Below are 20,513 nucleotides of genomic sequence, written 5' to 3' on the forward strand. Positions count from 1 at the left end.
CCGCGTCGTTGGCAGGGAGAGATATCACCAGAAGAGCTGGATCAGTCCGTAGGCCATCAGTGTCACCAGCACGCTGCTGATCAGGTTCAAGGCGAAGCCGGCCCGGATCATCGACTGGATCTTCATGTGGCCGGTACCGAAGACGATGGCGTTGGGTGGCGTTGCCACCGGCATCATGAAGGCACAGCTGGCGGCGATGGCCGCCGGCACCGTGATCAGCAGGGGAGAGATATCCAGCGACAGCGCCAGGGCGCCCAGCAGTGGCAGGAAGGCAGCGGCGGTGGCGGTGTTGGAGGTCACCTCGGTCAGGAAGATGATCACCAGTACCACGATGCCGATCATGGCCAGCAGCGGCAGGGTGCCGAAGATCCCCAACTGGTTGGCGATCCACTCCGCCAGCCCGGTGCGGGTGATGGTGCCGGCCAGGGCCAGGCCACCACCGAACAGCAGCAGGATGCCCCAGGGCACCTTCTGGGCATCGTCCCAGACCAGCAGCCGCTCTCCGGCCCGTGTCCCGCTGGGTGTCAGGAAGAGTGCGATGCCGGCGGCGATGGCGATGCCGGTGTCGGTGAGCCAGGACAGGCCGGCGTCATTGAGCAGCGGGCGGGCCACCCACGCCAGTGCGGCGAGGGTGAAGAGCATGGCCACCCGGCGCTCCGCGGACGACATACGACCGAGCCTTTCCAGCTCGTCGTCGACCATGTCGGCGCTCTGGTCGGCCGCATTGAGCGCGAAGCCGCGCCGGGTCAGCCACCACCAGGCCGCCGTCATCATGGCGATGCTGATCGGCAGCCCCACGACCATCCACTGGGCGAAGCCCAGGTCGATGCCACGATCCTCGGCCAGGTAACCGGCCAGCAGGGCGTTGGGCGGCGTGCCGATCAAGGTGGCCACGCCGCCGATGCTGGCCGAGTAGGCGATGGCCAGCAGCAGGGCGGTGGCGTAGCGCCTGAGCTCCTCGGGATCGCTGTCGCCGAGCAGGCTGATCACCGACATGCCGATGGGCAGCATCATGATCGCCGTGGCAGTATTGGAGACCCACATGCTCAGGAAGCCGGTAGCGAGCATGAAACCGGCGATCTGACGCCGCGGCTGGTGACCCACCAGCTTCAGCACGTGCAGTGCGAGGCGGCGGTGCAGCTCCCAGCGTTGCATGGCGATGCCGAGCAGGAAGCCACCCAGGAACAGGTAGATGATCGGGTTGGCGTAGCTTCCGGTGGCCTCGCCCATGCTGCCCAGCCCCAGGGCCGGTACCAGCACCATGGGCAGCAGCGAGGTGGCGGGAATCGGTATGGCCTCGGTGGACCACCAGGTGGCCATCAGCAGCGCCATGCCCACACAGGCCCACGCCGCCGGTGACATCTCCGCCGGTGGCGGCAACAGCAGGGTGGCCAGCAGCAGGGCGGGACCGAGCCACAGTCCGATTTTGGCGGCGGTGGAAGGCGGCGCCGGCGCGCCTGCGGGAGTGGGGGACTCGGACATGCCTGTCTCCATTGGTTGGCGGGATGCATGGAACGCTAGGTGATCGCATTATACTTAAGTATGCAGTCAGGCGTCAGCGTCCCGTGCCGGTGGCATCACGCTTGAAATCCTCGGCGGCTCCCGGGGTGTCATCGTGGTGACGTTGGGGTGGCGGCGCACAAGCGGGTAGAATCGTCAGCTCATTTCTCGTGATACCACGGTGATCCCCGATGAGTACCACCACTGCCCTGATCCTCGCCGGCCTTGCCCTGGTGATCATCGCCGGACTCGGCGCCTATGCCTTTACCCTGTGGCGTGAGGTGCGACGGCGCCGGGCGAGTCAGCAGGAGGAGCTGAAGCGTGCCCACGATAACTGCCTGGAGAACCTTGAGCTGGTGGCCTCGGCACTGCTCCAGGAGCAGGTCGATATCACCGAGGGTGCATGGCGCTGCAAGGTGTTGCTGGAGATCCTCGATTCGCGCCTGCTGGAACGCGAGAGCTTCCGGCCCTTCGGCCAGGTGCACGCGCTGACCCGGCACCTGCATACCCACGAGGCGCGTCAGGCGCTCAGCCCCAAGGAGCGCTTCAAGGAGGACAAGGAGCGCTTCGCTGTAGAGGAGGAGCATCGCCATGCCGTGCTCGAGGCTGCCAGGGCGGCGTTGGCCTTCCGGCGCGACTGGCCGGCGAGCCTGCACTGAGCAGTGCCTCGAACGACTGCTTTATCGAACACTGTGCGCTTTCGCCACAATTCTGCTAATCTAGCCATACGCGATTGAAAGATCTGCCGGGCTACTGCAAGCTTGGCAGCGTGTCGAGACCAGTGAACGTTTTCATCAGGTCACTGTGTCGCGGCATGGATGTTGCGACATAGAGCGCAACACCCGATCGTCGGGATCATCTGGGAAGGCGGTAAGCGGTTGCCTGCCCTGGAGCGATAAAAGAAAAGAGAAGGAGTTTCATATGAAGAAGTCCACGACTGGCTTGCTGCTCGGTTCTGCTCTGGTGGTCGGCCTCTCCGGCTGTGCCACTTCCAACACGACCTCCTCTGTCGACAAGCCCTGGTACCAGCACCCGATGGTGTGTGGCCTGGCCGGCGGCGTGATCGGCGGTGGTATCGGTTATGCCACCAGCGGTGAGTCCGATGAGGACACCGGTGCTGCCATCGGCGGGACTGCGGGTGCCACCATCGGTGCCATGCTGTGCGCCGACTCTCCGGAGCCGGTAGCCGAGCCCGAGCCGATGCCCGAGCCGGAGCCCGAGCCGGAGCCCGAGTTCGAGCCGGTGACCCTCTCCAGCGACGTCACCTTCGCCTTCGACTCTGCGGAGCTGCGCCCCGGTGCCGCTTCCGAGTTGAACCAGGTGGCTGGTACTCTCAACAACAACCCCGAGGTTCGCGTGACCATCGCCGGTCACACCGATGCCGTGGGCTCCAACGAGTACAACCTGGGTCTCTCCCAGGATCGTGCCGATTCCGTGGCCAGCTACCTGATGAGTCAGGGCGTTGCCGGTGATCGCATGCGTACCGTGGGTTATGGCGAGGAGCGCCCGGTCGCCACCAACGAGACCGACGAAGGCCGTGCCCTGAACCGTCGCGTCGAGATCATGAGCCAGTAAGTTCGGTTCAATCTCAAGCGAACTCTCTGAGTTCGCGAGGCAGGGGCGCCTTCGGGCGCCCCTGCTGCGTTTGGGCTGCTGCGCCTGGACTGTGGCGCCCGACCTGGCGCTTTGCTATCGTAGCGCGTCACCCGGCACGGGCCGACACCGTCTCGCCTGGCGTTCGACGCCGCCGGCGATGGTCGGTCTCCGGCTGACACTACGCTTCCATTCTTCGTTCACTGCGACATGTGGTCTTTCGTATGGGCCACCACTGCGCGAAAGGACCCCTGCATGCCCATCGTGACCCTGCCCGACGGCAGCCAGAGACGCTTCGACGAACCGCTTACCGTGATGCAGCTGGCCGAGGATATCGGCCCCGGACTCGCCAAGGCCTGCGTGGCCGGCAAGATCAATGGTGTGCCGGTCGATGCGGCCGACATCATCGAGCATGACGCCGAGGTGGCCATCCTCACCGCCAAGGATCCCGAAGGCCTGGAGGTGGTACGCCACTCCTGTGCCCACCTGATCGGCCATGCCGTCAAGCAGCTCTATCCCGAGGCGAAGATGGCCATCGGCCCGGTCATCGAGGATGGTTTCTACTACGATATCGACTTCGGCCGCTCGGCGACCCCCGAGGACCTGGAAGCCATCGAGAAGCGCATGAAGGAGCTGATCGACAAGGGCTATGATGTGGTCCGCGAGTACGTCGACCGTGACAAGGCGATGCTCACCTTCCTGCATCGCGATGAGCCCTACAAGCAGGAGATCGTGCGCGAGATTCCGGAAGGCGAGAGTATCCGCCTCTATCATCACGAAGAGTATATCGACATGTGCCGGGGCCCCCACGTGCCCAATACCCGGCACCTGAAGGCGTTCAAGCTGACCAAGCTGGCCGGTGCCTACTGGCGCGGCGACGCCGAGAAGCCGATGCTGACCCGCATCTACGGCACCGCCTGGCCCGACAAGAAGCAGCTCAAGGCCTACCTCAAGCGCCTCGAGGAGGCGGAGAAGCGTGATCACCGCAAGCTGGCGCGCAAGATGGACCTCTTCCATCTCCAGGAGGAGGCGCCGGGCATGGTGTTCTGGCACCCCAACGGCTGGACCATGTATCAGGCCCTGGAGCAGTACATGCGCCGGGTCCAGATCGAGAACGGTTACCAGGAGATCAAGACGCCCCAGGTGGTGGATCTCTCGCTGTGGAAGAAGTCCGGCCACTGGGGCCACTACAGCGAGCTGATGTTCACCACCGAGTCGGAGAAGCGCGACTACGCCATCAAGCCCATGAACTGCCCCTGTCACGTACAGGTGTTCAACCAGGGGCTGAAGAGCTACCGGGACCTGCCGCTGCGCCTGGCGGAGTTCGGCAGCTGTCACCGCAACGAGCCCTCCGGCTCCCTGCATGGCCTGATGCGCGTACGCGGCTTCACCCAGGACGACGCCCATATCTTCTGCAGCGAGAAGCAGATCCAGTCCGAGGCCGAGGCGTTCATCGCCCTGACCCTCAAGGTCTACCAGGATCTCGGCTTCGACGATGTGGAGCTCAAGCTGTCGACTCGTCCCGATGACTTCATGGGCGAGCCGGAGCTGTGGGATCGTGCCGAGGCGGGGCTCGAGGCCGCCCTCGATGCCACCGGCCTCGAGTGGGAGCTGCAACCGGGTGAGGGGGCCTTCTACGGACCCAAGATCGAGTTTTCCCTGCGCGACTGCCTCAATCGTGTCTGGCAGTGCGGCACCCTGCAGCTCGACTTCAACCTGCCCGGCCGCCTCGGCGCCCAGTTCGTCGACGAGGACGGCGCACGCAAGACACCGGTGATGCTGCACCGTGCGATACTGGGCTCCTTCGAGCGCTTCCTGGGTATCCTCATCGAGCACTACGCCGGTGCCATGCCGCTGTGGCTCGCGCCACAGCAGGCGGTGATCCTCAATATCACCGATTCCCAGCGCGAATTCGTGCTGGATCTCGAGCGTCGTCTGCAGAAATTCGGCTTGCGCGTCAAGGCGGACTTGAGGAATGAGAAGATCGGCTTTAAAATCCGCGAGCATACCTTGCAGAAAGTTCCCTATCTCCTGGTGGTGGGAGATAAGGAAGTCGAAGCCGACTCGGTTGCCCTGCGTACGCGCAGCGGTGAGGACCTTGGCACCATGACGGTCGATGAACTCATGGCCCGCCTCGGTGACGAACTCGGTGAGAGACATTCGTCAATTGCCTAAGGAGACGGAACATCAAGCGTAGCAACCCAAGAGGGCGCGTCCAGGATAAGCGCCCCCCGATGAACGAGCGCATTACCGAGGATCAGGTTCGCCTGATCGACAGCGACGGCGAGCAGCTGGGCATCGTGCCCACCAGCGAGGCGCTGGAGCGTGCCGAAGCCGCCGGTATGGATCTCGTGCAGATCTCCAATGCCGATCCGATCGTCTGCAAGATCATGGATTACGGCAAGTTCGTCTTCGAGCAGAAGAAGCAGAAGGCTGCCCAGAAGAAGAAGACGAAGCAGATTCAGGTCAAGGAAGTGAAATTCCGGCCTGGCACCGACGAGGGCGACTATCAGGTCAAGATGAAGAACCTGACGCGCTTCCTCGAAGCCGGTGATAAGGGCAAGGTCACCCTGCGCTTCCGTGGTCGTGAAATGGCGCATCAGGACATCGGCCGCAAGCTGATGGAGCGGATCGCCGCCGACCTCGAGGAGCTCGGGACCGTGGAGTCCTTCCCCAAGATGGAAGGCCGCCAGATGATCATGATCATTGCCCCCAAGAAGAAGCAGTAAGCGGTACCAGCAGTACCAAAAGAAGTGATCCGGTGGCCGGTCAAACGGGCGGGAGGCATGAGTGTCTCGCGTCGGCCTCGGGTTTTCTGAAGAACCTCGAGCGGAGTTATTCTCATGCCGAAGATCAAGAGCAACAGCGGCGCTGCCAAGCGCTTCAAGAAGACGGCCAACGGCTTCAAGCACAAGCAGTCGTTCCGTAGCCACATCCTGACCAAGAAGTCCACCAAGCGGAAGCGTCATCTGCGTGGCATGAAGCAGATCCACGACGCGGACAAGGCGCTCATCCAGCGGATGCTGCCCAACCTCTAAGCCCTTGGTAGAACCCATTTTTCGTCAGGAGTAAGCCATGACTCGTGTCAAGCGGGGCGTCGTCGCCCGTCGCCGTCACAAGAAGATTCTCAAGCAGGCCAAGGGTTACTATGGTGCCCGCAGCCGTGTCTTCCGCGTCGCCAAGCAGGCGGTCATCAAGGCCGGCCAGTACGCCTATCGTGACCGTCGTCAGCGCAAGCGTCAGTTCCGCGCCCTGTGGATCCAGCGCATCAACGCCGGCGCACGCCAGCACGGCCTGTCCTACAGCCGCTTCGTTGGTGGCCTGAAGAAGGCCGGCATCGAGATTGACCGCAAGGTCCTGGCGGACCTGGCCGTCAACGAGAAGGCAGCCTTTGCTGCCATCGTCGAGAAGGCCAAGGCTGCCCAGTAAGAGATAGCGTCATTTCCGGCCGTACGGTATCTGCCGTATGGCTGCAGACGTCGCAGGGGAAGAGCAGCCGCTCTTCCCCTGTTTTTTTTAGCCCTGTGTTTTACGTATCGAATTCGGAGCGCAACGGATGGACCACCTTCCCAACCTGGTCACCGAGGCCCGCGAGGCGATCCAGGCCGCCGACAGCATCGCGGCCCTGGAAGAGCTGCGCGTGCACTACCTCGGCAAGAAGGGCGAGATCACCGCGCTGCTCAAGGGGCTGGGCAAGCTGCCCGCCGGCGAGCGCCCGGCCGCCGGCGAGCGTATCAACGAGGCCAAGCAGGCCTTGACGGCCGAGCTCGAGTCGCGCAAGGCGAGCCTCGAGAAGGCCGCTCTGGAGGCGCGCCTCGCCGCCGAGCGGCTCGACGTGACCCTGCCCGGTCGTGGCCAGCCCAGCGGCGGGCTGCACCCGGTCACCCGCACCCTGGAGCGTATCGAGGGGCTGTTCACCCGTATCGGCTATGACGTGGCGGTCGGTCCCGAGATCGAGGACGACTACCACAACTTCGAGGCCCTCAATATACCCGCCCATCACCCGGCGCGGGGCATGGCCGACACCTTCTACTTCGACGCCACCCGGCTGCTGCGCACCCACACCTCGCCGGTGCAGGTGCGTACCATGAAGGAAGGTAAGCTGCCGATCCGTATCGTGTGTCCGGGGCGGGTCTATCGCAGCGACTCGGATCTCACCCATACGCCCATGTTCCATCAGGTGGAAGGGCTGCTGGTGGACGAGGATGTGAGCTTCGCGGACCTCAAGGGGACCATCGAGGACTTCCTGCACGCCTTCTTCGAGCGTGAGGATCTCTCCGTTCGCTTCCGCCCCTCCTACTTCCCCTTCACCGAGCCGTCCGCCGAGGTCGATATCCAGTGCGTGATGTGCGGCGGCGAGGGCTGCCGGGTCTGTGGACACAGCGGCTGGCTGGAGGTGATGGGCTGCGGCATGGTGCATCCCGAGGTGTTCCGTCACTCCGGCATCGACAGCGAGCGCTACACCGGCTTCGCCTTCGGCATGGGGGCCGAGCGCCTGGCGATGTTGCGCTACGGGGTCAATGACCTGCGGCTGTTCTTCGACAACGACCTGCGCTTCCTGCGCCAGTTCGCCTGATCGTCCACCGGATAAGCAGAACACAGCGATAGGATTTGCGATGAAATTTTCCGAACAGTGGCTGCGCGAGTGGGTCTCGCCTCAGCTCGGAACCCAGGCCCTGGCCGACCAGATCACCATGGCTGGCCTCGAGGTGGATGCCGTGGAGCCGGTCGCCGCGACCTTCGCCGGTGTGGTGGTGGCCGAGGTGCTGGAGAAGACTCAGCACCCGGATGCCGACAAGCTCAGCGTCTGCCGAGTCGATGACGGCAGCGGCGAGCCGGTGCAGGTGGTGTGCGGGGCGCCCAACGTCGCAGCGGGGCAGAAGGTACCCTTTGCCCGGGTCGGTGCCGTGCTGCCGGGTGACTTCAAGATCAAGAAGGCCAAGCTGCGTGGCCAGGAGTCCCGCGGCATGATCTGTTCCGCCTCGGAGCTGGGCCTCGAGGAGGAGACCTCCCCGGGCATCCTGGAGCTTCCCGCCACGGCACCGACAGGCGAGGACTTCCGTGCCTGGCTGGGGCTCGACGATCACACCATCGAGGTCGACCTGACGCCCAACCGGGGTGACTGCCTGAGCCTCAAGGGGCTGGCTCGCGAGGTAGGGGTGCTCAACCGTCTGGCGGTCCAGGGCCCGACGAGCGCGCCGGTGGCGGCGAGCCACGAGGCGACCTTCCCGGTGCGCGTCGAGGATGCCGAGCGTTGCCCGCGCTATATCGGACGCCTGATCACGGGCGTCGACGTCAGCGCCGAGACGCCGCTGTGGATGGTGGAGCGCCTGCGGCGTGGCGGCGTGCGCAGCATCGACCCGGTGGTGGATGTCACCAACTATGTGATGCTCGAGCTGGGTCAGCCGCTGCACGCCTTCGATCGCGCCAACCTGCAGGGCACGGTGATCGTGCGGCTAGCCCGGGAAGGTGAGCGCCTGGTGCTGCTCGACGGCCAGGAGGTCAGTCTCGACGCCTCCACCCTGGTGATCGCCGATGAACGCGGTCCGCTGGCCATCGCCGGCGTGATGGGCGGCGAGCACTCGGGAGTCAGCGAGCAGACCCGTGACATCTTCCTCGAGTCGGCCTTCTTCACTCCCCTGGCGGTAGCCGGTCAGGCGCGTACCTATGGCCTGCACACCGACGCCTCCCACCGCTTCGAGCGTGGCGTGGACCCGCTGCTCGCCCGCGAGGCCGCCGAGCGTGCCACCGCGCTGCTGCTTCAGATCGTCGGCGGCGAGGCCGGCCCCCTGGTGGAGGTGGCCAGCGAAGCGCACCTGCCGACGGCGCGGCGTGTCACGCTGCGCAGCGCACGCCTCGAGCAGGCGCTGGGCAAGGCGCTCCCCGCCGCGGAGGTCGGCGAGATCCTCGAGCGCCTGGGAATGCAGGTCGAGACCACCGAGTCGGGCTGGCGAGTGGAGGTTCCCAGCTGGCGGTTCGATATCGCCATCGAGGAGGACCTGATCGAGGAGGTGGCCCGCATCCACGGCTACAACCGTCTGCCCGTGCGTCGCCCCCAGGCGCGCCTGGGGCTGCGCCCGGATCATGAGGCGCGTACTCCGCTGGCCCGCCTGCGCCGCCAGATGGTGGCTCGTGGCTATCAGGAGGCGGTGACCTACAGCTTCGTGGCGCCCGAGCTGCAGAAGACGCTGCTGCCCGAGGCGGTGTCTCCGGTGCTGGCTAATCCCATCTCCGCGGATCTCTCGGTGATGCGGGCCAGCCTCTTCCCGGGCCTGGTGAGGGCGCTGCAACACAACCTCAATCGGCAGCAGAGCCGGGTACGGCTGTTCGAGACCGGCCTGGTGTTCCGGGGGGAGCTCGACAACCTGGCGCAGGTGCCGATGCTGGGTGCCCTGGCCTGTGGCAGCCGCGAGCCGGAAGGCTGGGCGGGAGACCGCGCCCGGGTCGACTTCTTCGATCTCAAGGGCGATCTCGAGAGCCTGCTGGCCATGGGTGGCGATGCCGAGGCGTGGCGCTTCGAGCCCGCCGAGCACCCGTCGCTTCACCCGGGGCAGTGTGCACGCATCCTGCACCGTGGCGAGGAGGCCGGCTGGATCGGCACCCTGCATCCGGCGGTACGCGCCCAGCTGGGTCTCAAGGTCGATGCGGTACTCTGTGAGGTGCGTCTGGATGCCCTGACCCAGGGCCGGGTGCCGGCCTTCATGCCGCTGTCACGCTACCCCGAGGTGCGCCGTGACCTGGCCTTCCTGGTCGACGAGGACCTCCCGGTGCAGGCGCTGCTGGATACCCTGCGTGAGGAGGCCGGCGAGTGGCTGATCGAGTGTCGCCTGTTCGATTTCTACCAGGGCAAGGGCGTACCGGAAGGGCGCAAGAGCGTCGCCCTGGGCTTGACCTGGCAGCATCCTTCGCGCACGCTCAATGACGAGGAAATCAACAAGTTGGTCGATGCCATCGTCAACGAGTCTCGTCAGCACCTGGGAGCGGAGCTGCGCGGTTAGGTGCCGTTCAGGACGGGGCAAGGCAGGCAGGTGTCGGCCGTCTAACACACCCGGGATGGGCCGGGATGGGCCTAGAGGGGAGAGTGACGATGGGTGCACTGACCAAGGCGGAGCTGGCCGAACACCTGCATGCCGAACTCGGTCTCTCCAAGCGGGAGGCCAAGTCCATGGTGGAGGCCTTCTTCGACGAGATCCGCGGCTGCCTGCGCGAGAACGAGCAGGTCAAGCTGTCAGGGTTCGGCAACTTCGACCTGCGCGATAAGCGTGAGCGGCCCGGCCGCAACCCCAAGACGGGGGAGGAGATACCCATCTCCGCGCGGCGGGTGGTGACCTTTCGCCCCGGGCAGAAACTGAAGAGCCAGGTGGAAGGCTATGATGGCGAACACCACTGAATGTCCCGTAGCCATCGAAAGCAGAGGGCCACCCCACGGGGTGGCCCTCTGCTTTCACGTACCCGGTGTGGTTGCTATACGGCGCCGCCGTTTTCCAGCATCCAGGTGATGATCACCTTGAGTACATAGCCGAGCATGCCCGCGCCCAGTACCACGAACAGCATGATGGTGCCGAAGCGCCCGGCGTTGGACTTCTTCGCCAGGTCCCAGATGATGAAACACATGAACACGATCAGCCCGCCGATCATCAGCGGGGTGATCCACGCCTCGAAGGTCTGCTGCATGATATCTCCGTCAGGGGGCTACAAGACCCACCATTCTAGTCGGATATAGGGCCCTGCCGCAGTGTGAACCCTGCGACGAAATGCCACGGCCTTGATCCAGATTCAGTTGGAGGTGAGGAGCTGGGCCGGCACGACGCGACGGATGCGAGGGGTCCACGAGACGTGTTAGTATCCGAGAAAATTTCTCAGGTACTACAGTGACATGCCCATGCTGAAGATCTTCGTTGGTACCATGTATGGCGGCGCTCTGGACGTCGCCGAGCAGGTCAAGCCGCTGTTCGAGGAGGCCGGATACGAGGTCGCCATCCTCGAGAACCCCACCCTGGATGATCTCGACGCCGAGACCACCGACCTCGCGCTGTTCTGCGTCTCCACCACCGGCAGTGGCGACTACCCCGGGGCCTTCGCCTCCTTCGCCAATGCCATCGCCGAGAAGAGCCCCGGGCTCGGCTGGTTGCGCTACGGGCTGATCGCCCTTGGCGACAGCTCCTACGGCGAGACCTTCTGCGGCGCCGGCCGCCAGCTCGACGAACTGCTCGCGGGGCAGGGCGCCACCCGCCTGGGCGAGCGCCTGGAGATCGACGCCATGGAGACCTTCATGGCCGACGATGCCGCGCTGCCCTGGGTCGAGGAGTGGATCGAGTCACAGCAGTTGAAGGTCGCCTGAGATGGGGGCCCAGCCGACGCCGGAACGGCTCAGCCTGGTGCTCGGCCTTGCGCTGCTGATGCTTGCCACCCTGCCGCGCTACCTGGTGGGGGGGCATGAGAGCCGCTTCAACCTGATCCTGATGGCGTTGGCCGTGGTCTGCCTGGTGGGCGTACTGCAGTGGCGGCTGCTGGCCGCGCCGGAGCGGTTGCGCCTGCCGCGCCTGCTGAGCCGCCTGGGGCTCTGCCTGGTGGCCGGCCTGGCCGGCATGGGGGGCTGGCATGCCCTGTTCAGTGACTTCATCGGCTGGGAGTTGTGGCTCGCCCACGGCGCCACCCTGGGGCTGTTGCTCCACGCCCTGTCGCTCTGGGTGAAGGCGCCGCGTTAGGCCAGCCATCAGCTACAAGCCACAAGGAGCAAGCGACAAGGAAACTCCTTGGCTTGCTCCTTGCGTACGTGAACCCTGGTGTATTTCCCCTTGCCCCTTATCCGAGCGTATAGCAGGGCTCATAGTCACCGGTAAGCTTCATGCGCCCCTGGGCGACGAAGGAGTCGAGCAGCGCATCCAGGCGCGCCATCAGCTCCGGCTCGGCGTGCAGGCGGAAGGGCCCGTGGGCCTGGATGGCGCGGATGCCCTGTTCCTTGACGTTGCCGGCGACGATGCCGGAGAAGGCGCGCCGCAGGTTGGCGGCCAGCTCATGGACCGGCTGCTCGCGATCGAGCGTCAGGCTCGCCATGGCCGCATGGGTGGGCTCGAAGGGGGCCTGGAAGTGGCGGTCGATGGTCAGCCGCCAGTTGAAGTAGAACGCATCCTGGCGGGCTCGACGGTAGTCGGCCACCTCGTCGATGCCCTTGCGCATGGTGCGCGCCACCTCGACGGGGTCATCGACGATGATGCGATAGCGGCTGCGCACCTGCTCGCCGAGGGTATAAGTCAGGAATTCGTCGATGCGGGCGAAGTAGTCGGCGCTGTTCGCGGGGCCGGTGAAGATCACCGGCAGCTTCATGTCGGTGTTGTCGGGGTGCAGCAGGATGCCCAGCAGGTAGAGGATCTCCTCGGCGGTGCCGACGCCGCCGGGGAAGACGATGATGCCGTGGCCGAGACGCACAAAGGCCTCCAGGCGCTTCTCGATATCGGGCATCACCACCAGTTCGTTGACGATGGGGTTGGGGGCCTCGGCGGCGATGATACCTGGCTCGGAAACGCCCAGGTAGCGCCCCTGGTGCCGGCGCTGCTTGGCGTGGGCGACGTTGGCGCCCTTCATCGGCCCCTTCATGGCGCCGGGGCCGCAGCCGGTGCAGATATCCAGCTCACGCAGGCCCAGGTGGTAGCCCACGTCTTTGCTGTAGTCGTACTCCTCGCGGGAGATGGAGTGTCCGCCCCAACACACCACCAGGCTCGGGTCGACGCCGGGCTTGAGGGTGCCGGCCTTGCGCAGGATATGGAATACCGCGTTGGTGGTGCCCTCGGCGGTGGTCAGGTCGAAGCGTTGGTGGCCCTGGATCTCGTTGTAGACGTAGACGATATCGCGCAGCACGGAAGAGAGGTGCTCGCGGATGCCGCGTATCATCTTGCCGTCGACGAAGGCCTCGGCCGGGGCATTGGTCAGCTTGAGGCGAATGCCGCGATCCTGGGGAATCACCTCGATATCGAAGTCCGCATAGGCCTCCAGCAGCGCCAGGCTGTCGTCGATGGGCGAGCCGCAGTTGAGCACGGCCAGGGCGCAGCAGCGCAGCAGGTCGTGCAGGCCGGCGCGGGAGGTGTCGTGAAGGCGCGCCACCTCGTGCTGGGAGAGGATCTCGAGGCTGCCTTCCGGTGAGATGATGCTGGAGATGGTGTCGGGCATGCTGGCGTCCTTGTCGTGCGGTAAAGTGCCCCGTGATGCTATCACGCCGGGTGGGACGGCAGTGATAGAATCGTCGCTCCACTCGCCGTGTGATCCGCCATGTTCAATGCGCTCTACTTTCGTACCTTCATCACCCTGGTCGAGACCGGCAGCTTTACCCAGACCGCACACCGCCTGGAGATGACCCAACCCGGGGTCAGCCAGCATGTGCGCAAGCTCGAGGGCTATCTGGACAAGTCATTGCTGGAGCGTCACGGCCGACGCTTCACCCTGACCGAGGCCGGCCGGCGGGTGTATGACTATGCCCTCAAACTGTTCGCCGAGCATGAGCAGTTCCGTCACTCGCTGGATGCCGACTCCACCTACTCGGGTGACTGTCGGCTGGCGTCGCCGGGCAGCGTGGGCGCCATGCTCTACCCCTTCCTGCTCGGCCAGCAGCAGATGTATCCCGGGTTGACGGTGAGCTACAGCTTCGCCTTCAACCAGGAGATCGCCCAGGACGTGCTGGCGGGGCGCTATGACCTGGGCATCGTTACCGAGCCCATGCGCCACCCCGATCTGGACGTGACCCCCTGGCACCGTGAGCCGCTCTGCCTGGTGGTGCCGGCGGACTTCACCGGTACCGGCCTGGCCGAACTGATGGGGATCGGTTTCATCAGCTACTTCGACGGCCTGAACCATGCCAGCACCCTGCTGCGCAGCAACTTCCCCCGGGAGTTTCGCTCCATGAGCCACTTTCGCCGCCAGGGGTTCACCAACGAGGTGGGCATGGTGCTGGATGCCGTGGCACGTGGGCTGGGCTTCACCGTGGTTTCACGCCCGGTGCTGGAGACCTCGCCCTGGCAGCGCCAGGTCAAGGCGCTGGAGCTGCCCGTGGCGGTACACGAGACGCTGTACTGCGTGACCCGGGCGGGCAGCGAGATGCCGCGGCGCTATGTGCGCCTGCTGGAGGACTTCCGTGAGCAGCGGCGTGTGGCACTGCACGGCTACGGTGATCCCGCCGAGGTGGGGCCGTCGCTCTAGCACCGCCTCACCAGCGGCGCCTGCCCCCGAACGCGACAGGGCCCCGCCATGGCGGGGCCCTGTCGTGTCATGCGCACGCCGGCGTGGCGTCAGTCACGATACTCGTCGATGCTCGGGCAGGAGCAGATCAGCTGACGGTCGCCGAAGACGTTGTCGACCCGGTTCACCGCCGGCCAGTACTTGGCCGCCTTGACCGCCTCGCTGGGGAAGGCGCCGAGCTCGCGAGAGTAGGGGCGCTCCCAGGCTGCGTCCATGAGGTCGGCCTGGGTGTGCGGCGCATTGACCAGCGGGTTGTTGTCGGCGGGCCATTCGCCGGCCTCAACGCGGGCGATCTCCTCGCGGATGCTGATCATGGCGTCGCAGAAGCGGTCGATCTCGTAACGCGACTCCGATTCGGTGGGCTCGATCATCAGTGTGCCGGGCACCGGGAAAGACATGGTGGGGGCGTGGAAGCCGTAGTCCATCAGGCGCTTGGCGATGTCCTCCTCGCTGATGCCGGAGCTCGCCTTGAGCGGGCGGATATCGATGATGCACTCATGGGCCACGGTACCGTTCTGGCCCTTGTAGAGCACCGGGTAGTGGTCACCGAGGCGCGCGGCGATGTAGTTGGCGTTGAGGATGGCAAGCTCGGTCGCCTCACGCAGGCCGCGGGCGCCCATCATCTTGATGTAGGCCCAGGAGATCGGCAGGATCGAGGCGCTGCCGAAGGCCGCCGCCGCCACCGCGCCGCACTCGGCGTTGACGCCGTCGATGGGCGTGACCACATGGTTGGAGACGAAGGGCGCCAGATGCGCCTTGACACCGATCGGCCCCATCCCCGGGCCGCCACCGCCGTGGGGAATGCAGAAGGTCTTGTGCAGGTTGAGGTGGCTGACGTCGCCGCCGAAGTCACCGGGGCGCGAGAGGCCCACCTGGGCGTTCATGTTGGCGCCATCCACGTAGACCTGGCCGCCGTAGTCGTGTACGAGCTTGCACACCTCGCGCACGCCGGCCTCGAAGACGCCGTGGGTGGAGGGGTAGGTGATCATGATCGCCGAGAGGGCATCGGCGTGCTTCTCGGCCTTGGCGCGCAGGTCATCGATGTCGATATTACCGTCGGTATCGCACTCCACCACCACGACCTTCATGCCGACCATCGCCGCCGAGGCCGGGTTGGTGCCGTGGGCGGAGCTGGGGATCAGGCAGACGTCACGATGCCCCTCGCCGATGGAGGCCTGGTAGCGGCGAATGGCCACCAGCCCGGCGTACTCGCCCTGGGCGCCGGAGTTGGGCTGCATGGAGATGTGGTCGTAGCCGGTGATCTCCACCAGGAAGGCGGAGAGCTCGTCGATCATCTGCTTGTAGCCGGCCACCTGGTCGCGGGGCACGAAGGGGTGCACCTCGGCGAATTCCGGCCAGGTGATCGGGATCATCTCGCTGGTGGCATTGAGCTTCATGGTGCAGGATCCCAGCGGGATCATGGCGTGGGCCAGCGACAGGTCCTTGTTCTCCAGGCGCTTGAGGTAGCGCAGCATCTCGGTCTCGCTGCGGTAGCGCGTGAAGGTGGGGTGGGTCAGGAAGTCGCTGTCGCGACGGCAGGCGGCGGGAATCCCGCTCGCCCCTTCGGCGACGGCGCGCTCGTCCAGTTCGCGCACCGAGAGGCCATGCTCCTCGCCCAGCAGCACGTCGAAAAGCACGTCGAGGTCGTGGGCGGTGGTGGTCTCGTCGAGGCTGATGCCCACGTCGCCATTGTCGAAGTAGCGAACATTGATCTCGTGGGTGAGTGCGCGGCCATGGATCTTGCCGGCATCGATGCCGGTCAGGCGCAGGGTGTCGAACCAGCTGTCGTAGGCCAGGGTGACATCCTTCTCCTGCAGGCCCATCGCCAGCAGGGTGGTCAGACGGTGGATACGGCCGGCGATGGTGCGTAGCCCCTCGGCGCCGTGGTAGACCGCATAGAAGCCGGCGATATTGGCCAACAACGCCTGGGCGGTACAGATGTTGGAGGTGGCCTTCTCGCGGCGGATGTGCTGCTCGCGGGTCTGCATCGCCATGCGCAGGGCCTGGCCGTCACGGCTGTCCTTGGAGACGCCGATGATGCGCCCGGGGATCGAGCGCTTGAGCTTGTCGGTAGTCGCGAAGAAGGCGGCATGCGGCCCGCCGAAGCCCATGGGCACGCCGAAGCGCTGGGTGGAGCCGACCACGATATCGGCACCCAGGGCACCGGGCTCCTTGAGCAGCACCAGACCCATGATGTCGGCGGCCACGCAGGTCATGATGCCGCGCTCCCTGGCCGTCTCGAGCAGCGGTGCCAGGTCGCTCACCCGCCCGCTCTCGCCGGGGTACTGGAGCAGGGCGCCGAAGGCCTCCACCTCGGCGAGCTGCTCGGCCGGTGCCACCACCAGCTCGAAGCCGAAGTAGGCGGCACGGGTGCGCACCACGTCCAGGGTCTGGGCCAGGACATCATCGGCGACGAAGAAGACATCGCTCTTGACCTTCTTGTTGGCGCGGCGGCAGAGGGCCATGGCCTCGGCGGCGGCGGTGGCCTCGTCGAGCAGCGAGGCGTTGGCCAGCTCCATGCCGGTCAGGTCCATGACCACCTGCTGGAAGTTGAGCAGGCCCTCCAGGCGGCCCTGGGAGATCTCGGGCTGGTAGGGGGTGTAGGCCGTGTACCAGCCGGGGTTCTCCAGCACGTTGCGCTGGATCACCGTGGGCAGGTGGGTGCCGTGGTAGCCCTGGCCCAGGTAGCTCTTGAAGGGGCGGTTCTGTGCCGCCAGGCGCTTGAGGTAGGCTAGCGCCTCGGCCTCGCCCTTGGGCGGGTCGAGGTCGAGTTCATTCCCGAGGCGGATATCGGCGGGTACGGTGCGTTCGATCAGGGTGTCCAGGCTCGCCATGTCGAGTTCGGCGAGCATGGCCTTCACGTCCTGCTCGCGAGGGCCGTTGTGGCGTTGGATGAAGGCATCATGAGCGGCCAGGTCGGCCAGGCGGCGGTTGTCGAGAGCCATGTAACACCCTGTCGATGAAAAGGGCCGGTCGCCGAAGGGCGACACGGCAGATCGTCGGGACCCCGACCCGGCGGGTCGGGGAGTGGAGCAGGTCGTGCGGGATCAGTCGTCGGCGCTGGCCACGGCCTCGTAGCCGTCGGCGTCGAGCAGGTCGTCGAGCTGAGTGGCATCCGCGAGGCGCACCTTCATGATCCAGCCATCCTCGTAGGGCGACTCGTTGAGTGTTTCGGGAGCATCTTCCAGCGACTCGTTGACTTCGATGACCTCGCCGGCCACCGGAGCATAGAGGTCGGAGGCGGCCTTGACCGACTCGACCACGCCGAACTCTTCCTTGAGCTCGAGGGTGCGGCCGACCTCGGGCAGTTCGACGAACACCACGTCACCCAGAGACTCCTGGGCGTGGTCACTGATGCCGATGGTGACGGTGCCGTCGCCGTTGTCGAGGACCCACTCGTGGCTTTCGGCATAACGCAGATTGGCAGGAATTGAGCTCATCGAAATTTCCTATAAGAAAAGAGTTTCCAGGTAGGGCGAATGTTACCGCCATTGATGGCGTTTGGCGAGCCCGTCAACGTTCGCCAAAGGCGCAGGGCGAGGACTCGCCATTCAGGGTGGCCCGTCGTGGCGGATTCGTCCAGCCTGGACTGTTCCAGGCCAGGCACACCAGTTGCCATGCAGTGGACGGTCAGCCACAACTGGCCCCGTTGACCGCCTCTGGGCTGACGGTGTTGCTCAGGCGACGCGGGCTGGCAGCCGGTCTCTGCTGACAGCCGACGGCTAGCATGGCAGGTCGACATGTTTCTGATTGGAAACTCGTGCCTGACCTTGCACCGTCTGTGTTGAACCTGCGTCGTTCGTCTGGGTGGTGTAGTGACCATAGAATCCGCTATGTTACGCGGGCTTGCGTTGAGGTTCGCGCCCCTGGCAAGCCGGATCGCGATAGATCATGTGCTGCTGTTGCCGTGTGGCGGCAGCGATCGACTCTCGCGAAAGCAGGGCTGCACTTGCCTTCCGGCGAACCCCAGCGCACAACAATAATCGCTTAGGGAGATTCACGTGGAAACCTTGAACAGTATCTTCGGCGCCATCAACGGCGTGGTGTGGGGGCCATTGATGCTCATCCTGTTGCTCGGGGTGGGTATCTATCTGCAGGCCGGCCTCAAGTTGATGCCGATCCGCAAGCTTGGCACCGGCTTCAAGCTGATGTGGCAAGGGCGCGACCGCAAACTGGCCCCCGGTGAGACCAAGACCAAGGAGGAAGAGGGCGAAATCTCTCCCTTCAACGCCCTGATGACGGCGCTCTCCGCCACCATCGGTACCGGCAACATCGCCGGCGTGGCCACCGCTATCGCCCTGGGTGGTCCCGGTGCGGTGTTCTGGATGTGGATCACGGCGCTGGTGGGCATGGCCACCAAGTTCTCCGAGGCCGTGCTGGCGGTCCGTTACCGCGAGACGGACAGCACCGGCTATCACGTCGGCGGCCCGATGTTCTACATCAAGAACGGCCTGGGACGTAAGTGGCTGTGGCTGGCCGGCGCCTTCGCCTTCTTCGGTGCCGTGGCGGCCTTCGGTATCGGCAACACCGTGCAGTCCAACTCCGTGGCGGATGCCCTGGACTCCACCTTCGGCCTGCCGCACTGGATCACCGGTGTGGTGATCATGGTGCTGGCCGGGGCGGTCATCCTCGGCGGCATCAAGCGTATCGCCAAGGTGGCGGGCAAGCTGGTGCCGATCATGGGCATCCTCTACGTGCTCGCCGGCCTGGTCGTGCTGGCCATCAATGCCGGCCAGATCGGCGACGCCTTCGGCATGATCTTCTACTACGCCTTCAACCCGCACGCCGCCATGGGCGGTTTCGCCGGTGCGGCGGTGATGGCGGCGATCCGCTTCGGTGTCGCCCGTGGCGTCTTCTCCAACGAGGCGGGCCTGGGCAGCGCGCCCATCGCCCACGCCGCGGCGCAGACCAAGAACCCGGTTCGCCAGGGCCTGATCGCCATGCTGGGTACCTTCATCGATACCATCATCGTCTGCTCCATCACCGCCCTGGTGATCCTGACGGCCGGTGTCTGGGAAACCGGTGAGGCGGGGGCATCGCTCACCGCACTCTCCTTCGATGAGGCGCTGCCGGGCATGGGTAACCAGATCGTCTCGCTGGCGCTGGCGGTATTCGCCTTCACCACCATCCTGGGCTGGTCGTTCTACGGCGAGAAGTGCTTCCAGTTCCTGTTCGGTACCCGCTCCATCATGCTCTACCGGGTGCTGTTCGTGCTGGCGATCCCGCTGGGTGCCATGGCCCAGCTGGGCTTCATCTGGCTGATGGCGGATACCTTCAATGCCATGATGGCCATTCCCAACCTGATCGCCCTGGCCCTGTTGTCGCCGGTGGTGTTCAAGCTGGCCCGCGCCTACTTCAATGGCGAGGAAGTGCTGCCGGGCGAGGAGCTGGATCACGACAAGTCGTGATGCCGCGCTCGCCATGACGGCCGAAGAGGCGCCCTGCGGGGCGCCTCTTCGCGTATCGGGGCACCATACGGTGGTATGAAGTGGCATCGTTCATGGGATTGGCGATGCCCGGAGATATATACCGTTATCTCTGATGATCATCATGACTTGGCCGTGAGGCCTCGATTCAGCAGGTCCTGTTCACCGCGGGGAAATCACCTGGCGAAAGGTCAGGCTGATACGTACTCCCGGCAGGCGGCGTGGCAGCAGGGCATGCTGCAGTCGCCGCTGCACACCCGGCCCCATCACCAGCAGGCTGTCATGGGGCAGCCAGACATTGAAGGCCGGAGCCTCGCGGCGCTTCCAGCGAAAGCGCAACGGACGCTCGGTGCCCAGGCTGACCGCGGCGATCAGCGGGTCGTCGCCGAGTTCGGGTTCGTCATCGCTGTGCCAGCCCATGCGCTCCTCGCCGCTGGCGTAGCGGTTGAGCAGGACGCTGTTGAAGCGGGCATCGATGCCGGCGGCAGCCAGCACGCTGATCACCCGATCGCGGAGATCGGCCACGGCGGGATGCCAGGGCTCGGGGAGGAACTCACGGCCGGAGTAGCGGTAGCAGGCCTCCGGGGTGCCCATCCAGACCTGGTGTCGCGGGATGGGGTGTTCGCGTCCGTAGAGGCGCAGGGTGGGACGCTGCCAGGCGAGCTCGGCATCCAGGGTGGCGAGCAGGGCGTTGGCGTCGGGTTCCCCGAGCAGGGGGGCCACAAACCACAACGGCGGGTCGGCAAGCAGGGTCTCGATCGGCAT

Annotated in this window: 19 protein-coding genes; 13 read left to right on the forward strand and 6 right to left on the reverse strand. The window is 65.4% G+C overall.

Features of this window, described 5'->3' with window-relative positions:
* Nucleotides 1-24 precede the first annotated feature (24 nt).
* The gene (locus ACJ7IV_RS07440; RefSeq protein WP_483866434.1) at nt 25-1,482 is read right to left on the reverse strand and encodes an SLC13 family permease; all 1,458 of its coding nucleotides are present in this window, start codon (nt 1,480-1,482) and stop codon (nt 25-27) included.
* Between the two features lie 209 nt (nt 1,483-1,691).
* Between ACJ7IV_RS07440 and ACJ7IV_RS07445 the strand changes: the two genes are divergently transcribed.
* The 9 genes from ACJ7IV_RS07445 to ihfA all read left to right on the forward strand — a co-directional run bounded on the left by ACJ7IV_RS07445 (nt 1,692) and on the right by ihfA (nt 10,483).
* Nucleotides 1,692-2,159, forward strand: a complete 468-nt coding sequence (locus ACJ7IV_RS07445) for a DUF2489 domain-containing protein (protein ID WP_483866435.1) — start codon at nt 1,692-1,694, stop codon at nt 2,157-2,159.
* A gap of 262 nt (nt 2,160-2,421) precedes the next feature.
* Nucleotides 2,422-3,075: an OmpA family protein gene (locus tag ACJ7IV_RS07450; protein WP_483866436.1), complete on the forward strand. Its 654-nt coding sequence runs from the start codon at nt 2,422-2,424 to the stop codon at nt 3,073-3,075.
* A gap of 273 nt (nt 3,076-3,348) precedes the next feature.
* Complete coding sequence (gene thrS / locus ACJ7IV_RS07455) at nt 3,349-5,268, forward strand: threonine--tRNA ligase (RefSeq protein ID WP_483866437.1); 1,920 nt, start codon at nt 3,349-3,351, stop codon at nt 5,266-5,268.
* Nucleotides 5,269-5,279: 11 nt separating this feature from the next.
* Entirely contained in the window at nt 5,280-5,822 is a 543-nt protein-coding gene (gene infC / locus ACJ7IV_RS07460; protein ID WP_282040319.1) for a translation initiation factor IF-3, read from the forward strand.
* 114 nt (nt 5,823-5,936) lie between these two features.
* Complete coding sequence (gene rpmI / locus ACJ7IV_RS07465; protein ID WP_023006837.1) at nt 5,937-6,131, forward strand: 50S ribosomal protein L35; 195 nt, start codon at nt 5,937-5,939, stop codon at nt 6,129-6,131.
* 37 nt (nt 6,132-6,168) lie between these two features.
* The gene (gene rplT / locus ACJ7IV_RS07470; protein ID WP_013332273.1) at nt 6,169-6,522 is read left to right on the forward strand and encodes a 50S ribosomal protein L20; all 354 of its coding nucleotides are present in this window, start codon (nt 6,169-6,171) and stop codon (nt 6,520-6,522) included.
* Between the two features lie 127 nt (nt 6,523-6,649).
* Entirely contained in the window at nt 6,650-7,669 is a 1,020-nt protein-coding gene (gene pheS / locus ACJ7IV_RS07475) for a phenylalanine--tRNA ligase subunit alpha (protein WP_483866438.1), read from the forward strand.
* Between the two features lie 40 nt (nt 7,670-7,709).
* Nucleotides 7,710-10,091: a phenylalanine--tRNA ligase subunit beta gene (pheT, locus tag ACJ7IV_RS07480; protein WP_483866439.1), complete on the forward strand. Its 2,382-nt coding sequence runs from the start codon at nt 7,710-7,712 to the stop codon at nt 10,089-10,091.
* A gap of 89 nt (nt 10,092-10,180) precedes the next feature.
* Nucleotides 10,181-10,483 carry an integration host factor subunit alpha gene (gene ihfA / locus ACJ7IV_RS07485; RefSeq protein ID WP_213311572.1) on the forward strand — a complete coding sequence of 101 codons (303 nt, stop codon included), beginning with the start codon at nt 10,181-10,183 and terminating at the stop codon, nt 10,481-10,483.
* Between the two features lie 74 nt (nt 10,484-10,557).
* Here the strand turns inward: ihfA and ACJ7IV_RS07490 are convergent, their stop codons facing one another.
* Nucleotides 10,558-10,767, reverse strand: coding sequence for a DUF2788 domain-containing protein (locus tag ACJ7IV_RS07490; protein ID WP_483866440.1), 210 nt, complete (start codon nt 10,765-10,767; stop codon nt 10,558-10,560).
* A 202-nt stretch (nt 10,768-10,969) separates the two neighbouring features.
* Between ACJ7IV_RS07490 and ACJ7IV_RS07495 the strand changes: the two genes are divergently transcribed.
* Together ACJ7IV_RS07495 and ACJ7IV_RS07500 are read left to right on the forward strand one after the other, a co-directional pair.
* A complete protein-coding gene (locus tag ACJ7IV_RS07495; RefSeq protein WP_483866441.1) occupies nt 10,970-11,434 on the forward strand; it encodes a flavodoxin domain-containing protein in 465 nt (154 codons plus the stop codon).
* A gap of 1 nt (nt 11,435) precedes the next feature.
* Nucleotides 11,436-11,801, forward strand: coding sequence for a hypothetical protein (locus tag ACJ7IV_RS07500; RefSeq protein WP_483866442.1), 366 nt, complete (start codon nt 11,436-11,438; stop codon nt 11,799-11,801).
* 97 nt (nt 11,802-11,898) lie between these two features.
* Here the strand turns inward: ACJ7IV_RS07500 and ppnN are convergent, their stop codons facing one another.
* A complete protein-coding gene (gene ppnN / locus ACJ7IV_RS07505) occupies nt 11,899-13,260 on the reverse strand; it encodes a nucleotide 5'-monophosphate nucleosidase PpnN (RefSeq protein ID WP_483866443.1) in 1,362 nt (453 codons plus the stop codon).
* Nucleotides 13,261-13,359: 99 nt separating this feature from the next.
* Between ppnN and ACJ7IV_RS07510 the strand changes: the two genes are divergently transcribed.
* Nucleotides 13,360-14,283 carry a LysR family transcriptional regulator gene (locus ACJ7IV_RS07510; protein WP_483866444.1) on the forward strand — a complete coding sequence of 308 codons (924 nt, stop codon included), beginning with the start codon at nt 13,360-13,362 and terminating at the stop codon, nt 14,281-14,283.
* Nucleotides 14,284-14,372: 89 nt separating this feature from the next.
* Here ACJ7IV_RS07510 and gcvP read toward each other — a convergent pair whose 3' ends face one another.
* Both gcvP and gcvH read right to left on the reverse strand, forming a co-directional pair.
* Nucleotides 14,373-17,267 (reverse strand): aminomethyl-transferring glycine dehydrogenase, encoded by a 2,895-nt coding sequence (gene gcvP, locus ACJ7IV_RS07515; protein ID WP_483866445.1) that lies wholly within the window; start codon nt 17,265-17,267, stop codon nt 14,373-14,375.
* Between the two features lie 102 nt (nt 17,268-17,369).
* Nucleotides 17,370-17,762: a glycine cleavage system protein GcvH gene (gcvH, locus tag ACJ7IV_RS07520; protein WP_213311569.1), complete on the reverse strand. Its 393-nt coding sequence runs from the start codon at nt 17,760-17,762 to the stop codon at nt 17,370-17,372.
* A 561-nt stretch (nt 17,763-18,323) separates the two neighbouring features.
* Between gcvH and ACJ7IV_RS07525 the strand changes: the two genes are divergently transcribed.
* A complete protein-coding gene (locus tag ACJ7IV_RS07525; protein WP_483866446.1) occupies nt 18,324-19,730 on the forward strand; it encodes an alanine/glycine:cation symporter family protein in 1,407 nt (468 codons plus the stop codon).
* A 180-nt stretch (nt 19,731-19,910) separates the two neighbouring features.
* On the opposite strand, the gene ACJ7IV_RS07530 is transcribed toward ACJ7IV_RS07525, so the two are convergent.
* Nucleotides 19,911-20,513, reverse strand: a complete 603-nt coding sequence (locus tag ACJ7IV_RS07530; RefSeq protein WP_483866447.1) for an alpha-ketoglutarate-dependent dioxygenase AlkB family protein — start codon at nt 20,511-20,513, stop codon at nt 19,911-19,913.

It is taken from the genome of Halomonas sp. C10-5 (genome assembly GCF_057169305.1).

Excerpts from the sequence above, each read along its gene's own strand:
- ACJ7IV_RS07440 (WP_483866434.1), bottom strand. The coding sequence starts at position 1,482 with ATGTCCGAGTCCCCCACTCCCGCAGGCGCGCCGGCGCCGCCTTCCACC.
- ACJ7IV_RS07445 (WP_483866435.1), top strand. The coding sequence starts at position 1,692 with ATGAGTACCACCACTGCCCTGATCCTCGCCGGCCTTGCCCTGGTGATC.
- ACJ7IV_RS07450 (WP_483866436.1), top strand. The coding sequence starts at position 2,422 with ATGAAGAAGTCCACGACTGGCTTGCTGCTCGGTTCTGCTCTGGTGGTC.
- thrS (WP_483866437.1), top strand. The coding sequence starts at position 3,349 with ATGCCCATCGTGACCCTGCCCGACGGCAGCCAGAGACGCTTCGACGAA.
- rpmI (WP_023006837.1), top strand. The coding sequence starts at position 5,937 with ATGCCGAAGATCAAGAGCAACAGCGGCGCTGCCAAGCGCTTCAAGAAG.
- rplT (WP_013332273.1), top strand. The coding sequence starts at position 6,169 with ATGACTCGTGTCAAGCGGGGCGTCGTCGCCCGTCGCCGTCACAAGAAG.
- pheS (WP_483866438.1), top strand. The coding sequence starts at position 6,650 with ATGGACCACCTTCCCAACCTGGTCACCGAGGCCCGCGAGGCGATCCAG.
- pheT (WP_483866439.1), top strand. The coding sequence starts at position 7,710 with ATGAAATTTTCCGAACAGTGGCTGCGCGAGTGGGTCTCGCCTCAGCTC.
- ihfA (WP_213311572.1), top strand. The coding sequence starts at position 10,181 with ATGGGTGCACTGACCAAGGCGGAGCTGGCCGAACACCTGCATGCCGAA.
- ACJ7IV_RS07490 (WP_483866440.1), bottom strand. The coding sequence starts at position 10,767 with ATGCAGCAGACCTTCGAGGCGTGGATCACCCCGCTGATGATCGGCGGG.
- ACJ7IV_RS07495 (WP_483866441.1), top strand. The coding sequence starts at position 10,970 with ATGCCCATGCTGAAGATCTTCGTTGGTACCATGTATGGCGGCGCTCTG.
- ACJ7IV_RS07500 (WP_483866442.1), top strand. The coding sequence starts at position 11,436 with ATGGGGGCCCAGCCGACGCCGGAACGGCTCAGCCTGGTGCTCGGCCTT.
- ppnN (WP_483866443.1), bottom strand. The coding sequence starts at position 13,260 with ATGCCCGACACCATCTCCAGCATCATCTCACCGGAAGGCAGCCTCGAG.
- ACJ7IV_RS07510 (WP_483866444.1), top strand. The coding sequence starts at position 13,360 with ATGTTCAATGCGCTCTACTTTCGTACCTTCATCACCCTGGTCGAGACC.
- gcvP (WP_483866445.1), bottom strand. The coding sequence starts at position 17,267 with ATGGCTCTCGACAACCGCCGCCTGGCCGACCTGGCCGCTCATGATGCC.
- gcvH (WP_213311569.1), bottom strand. The coding sequence starts at position 17,762 with ATGAGCTCAATTCCTGCCAATCTGCGTTATGCCGAAAGCCACGAGTGG.
- ACJ7IV_RS07530 (WP_483866447.1), bottom strand. The coding sequence starts at position 20,513 with ATGCCGATCGAGACCCTGCTTGCCGACCCGCCGTTGTGGTTTGTGGCC.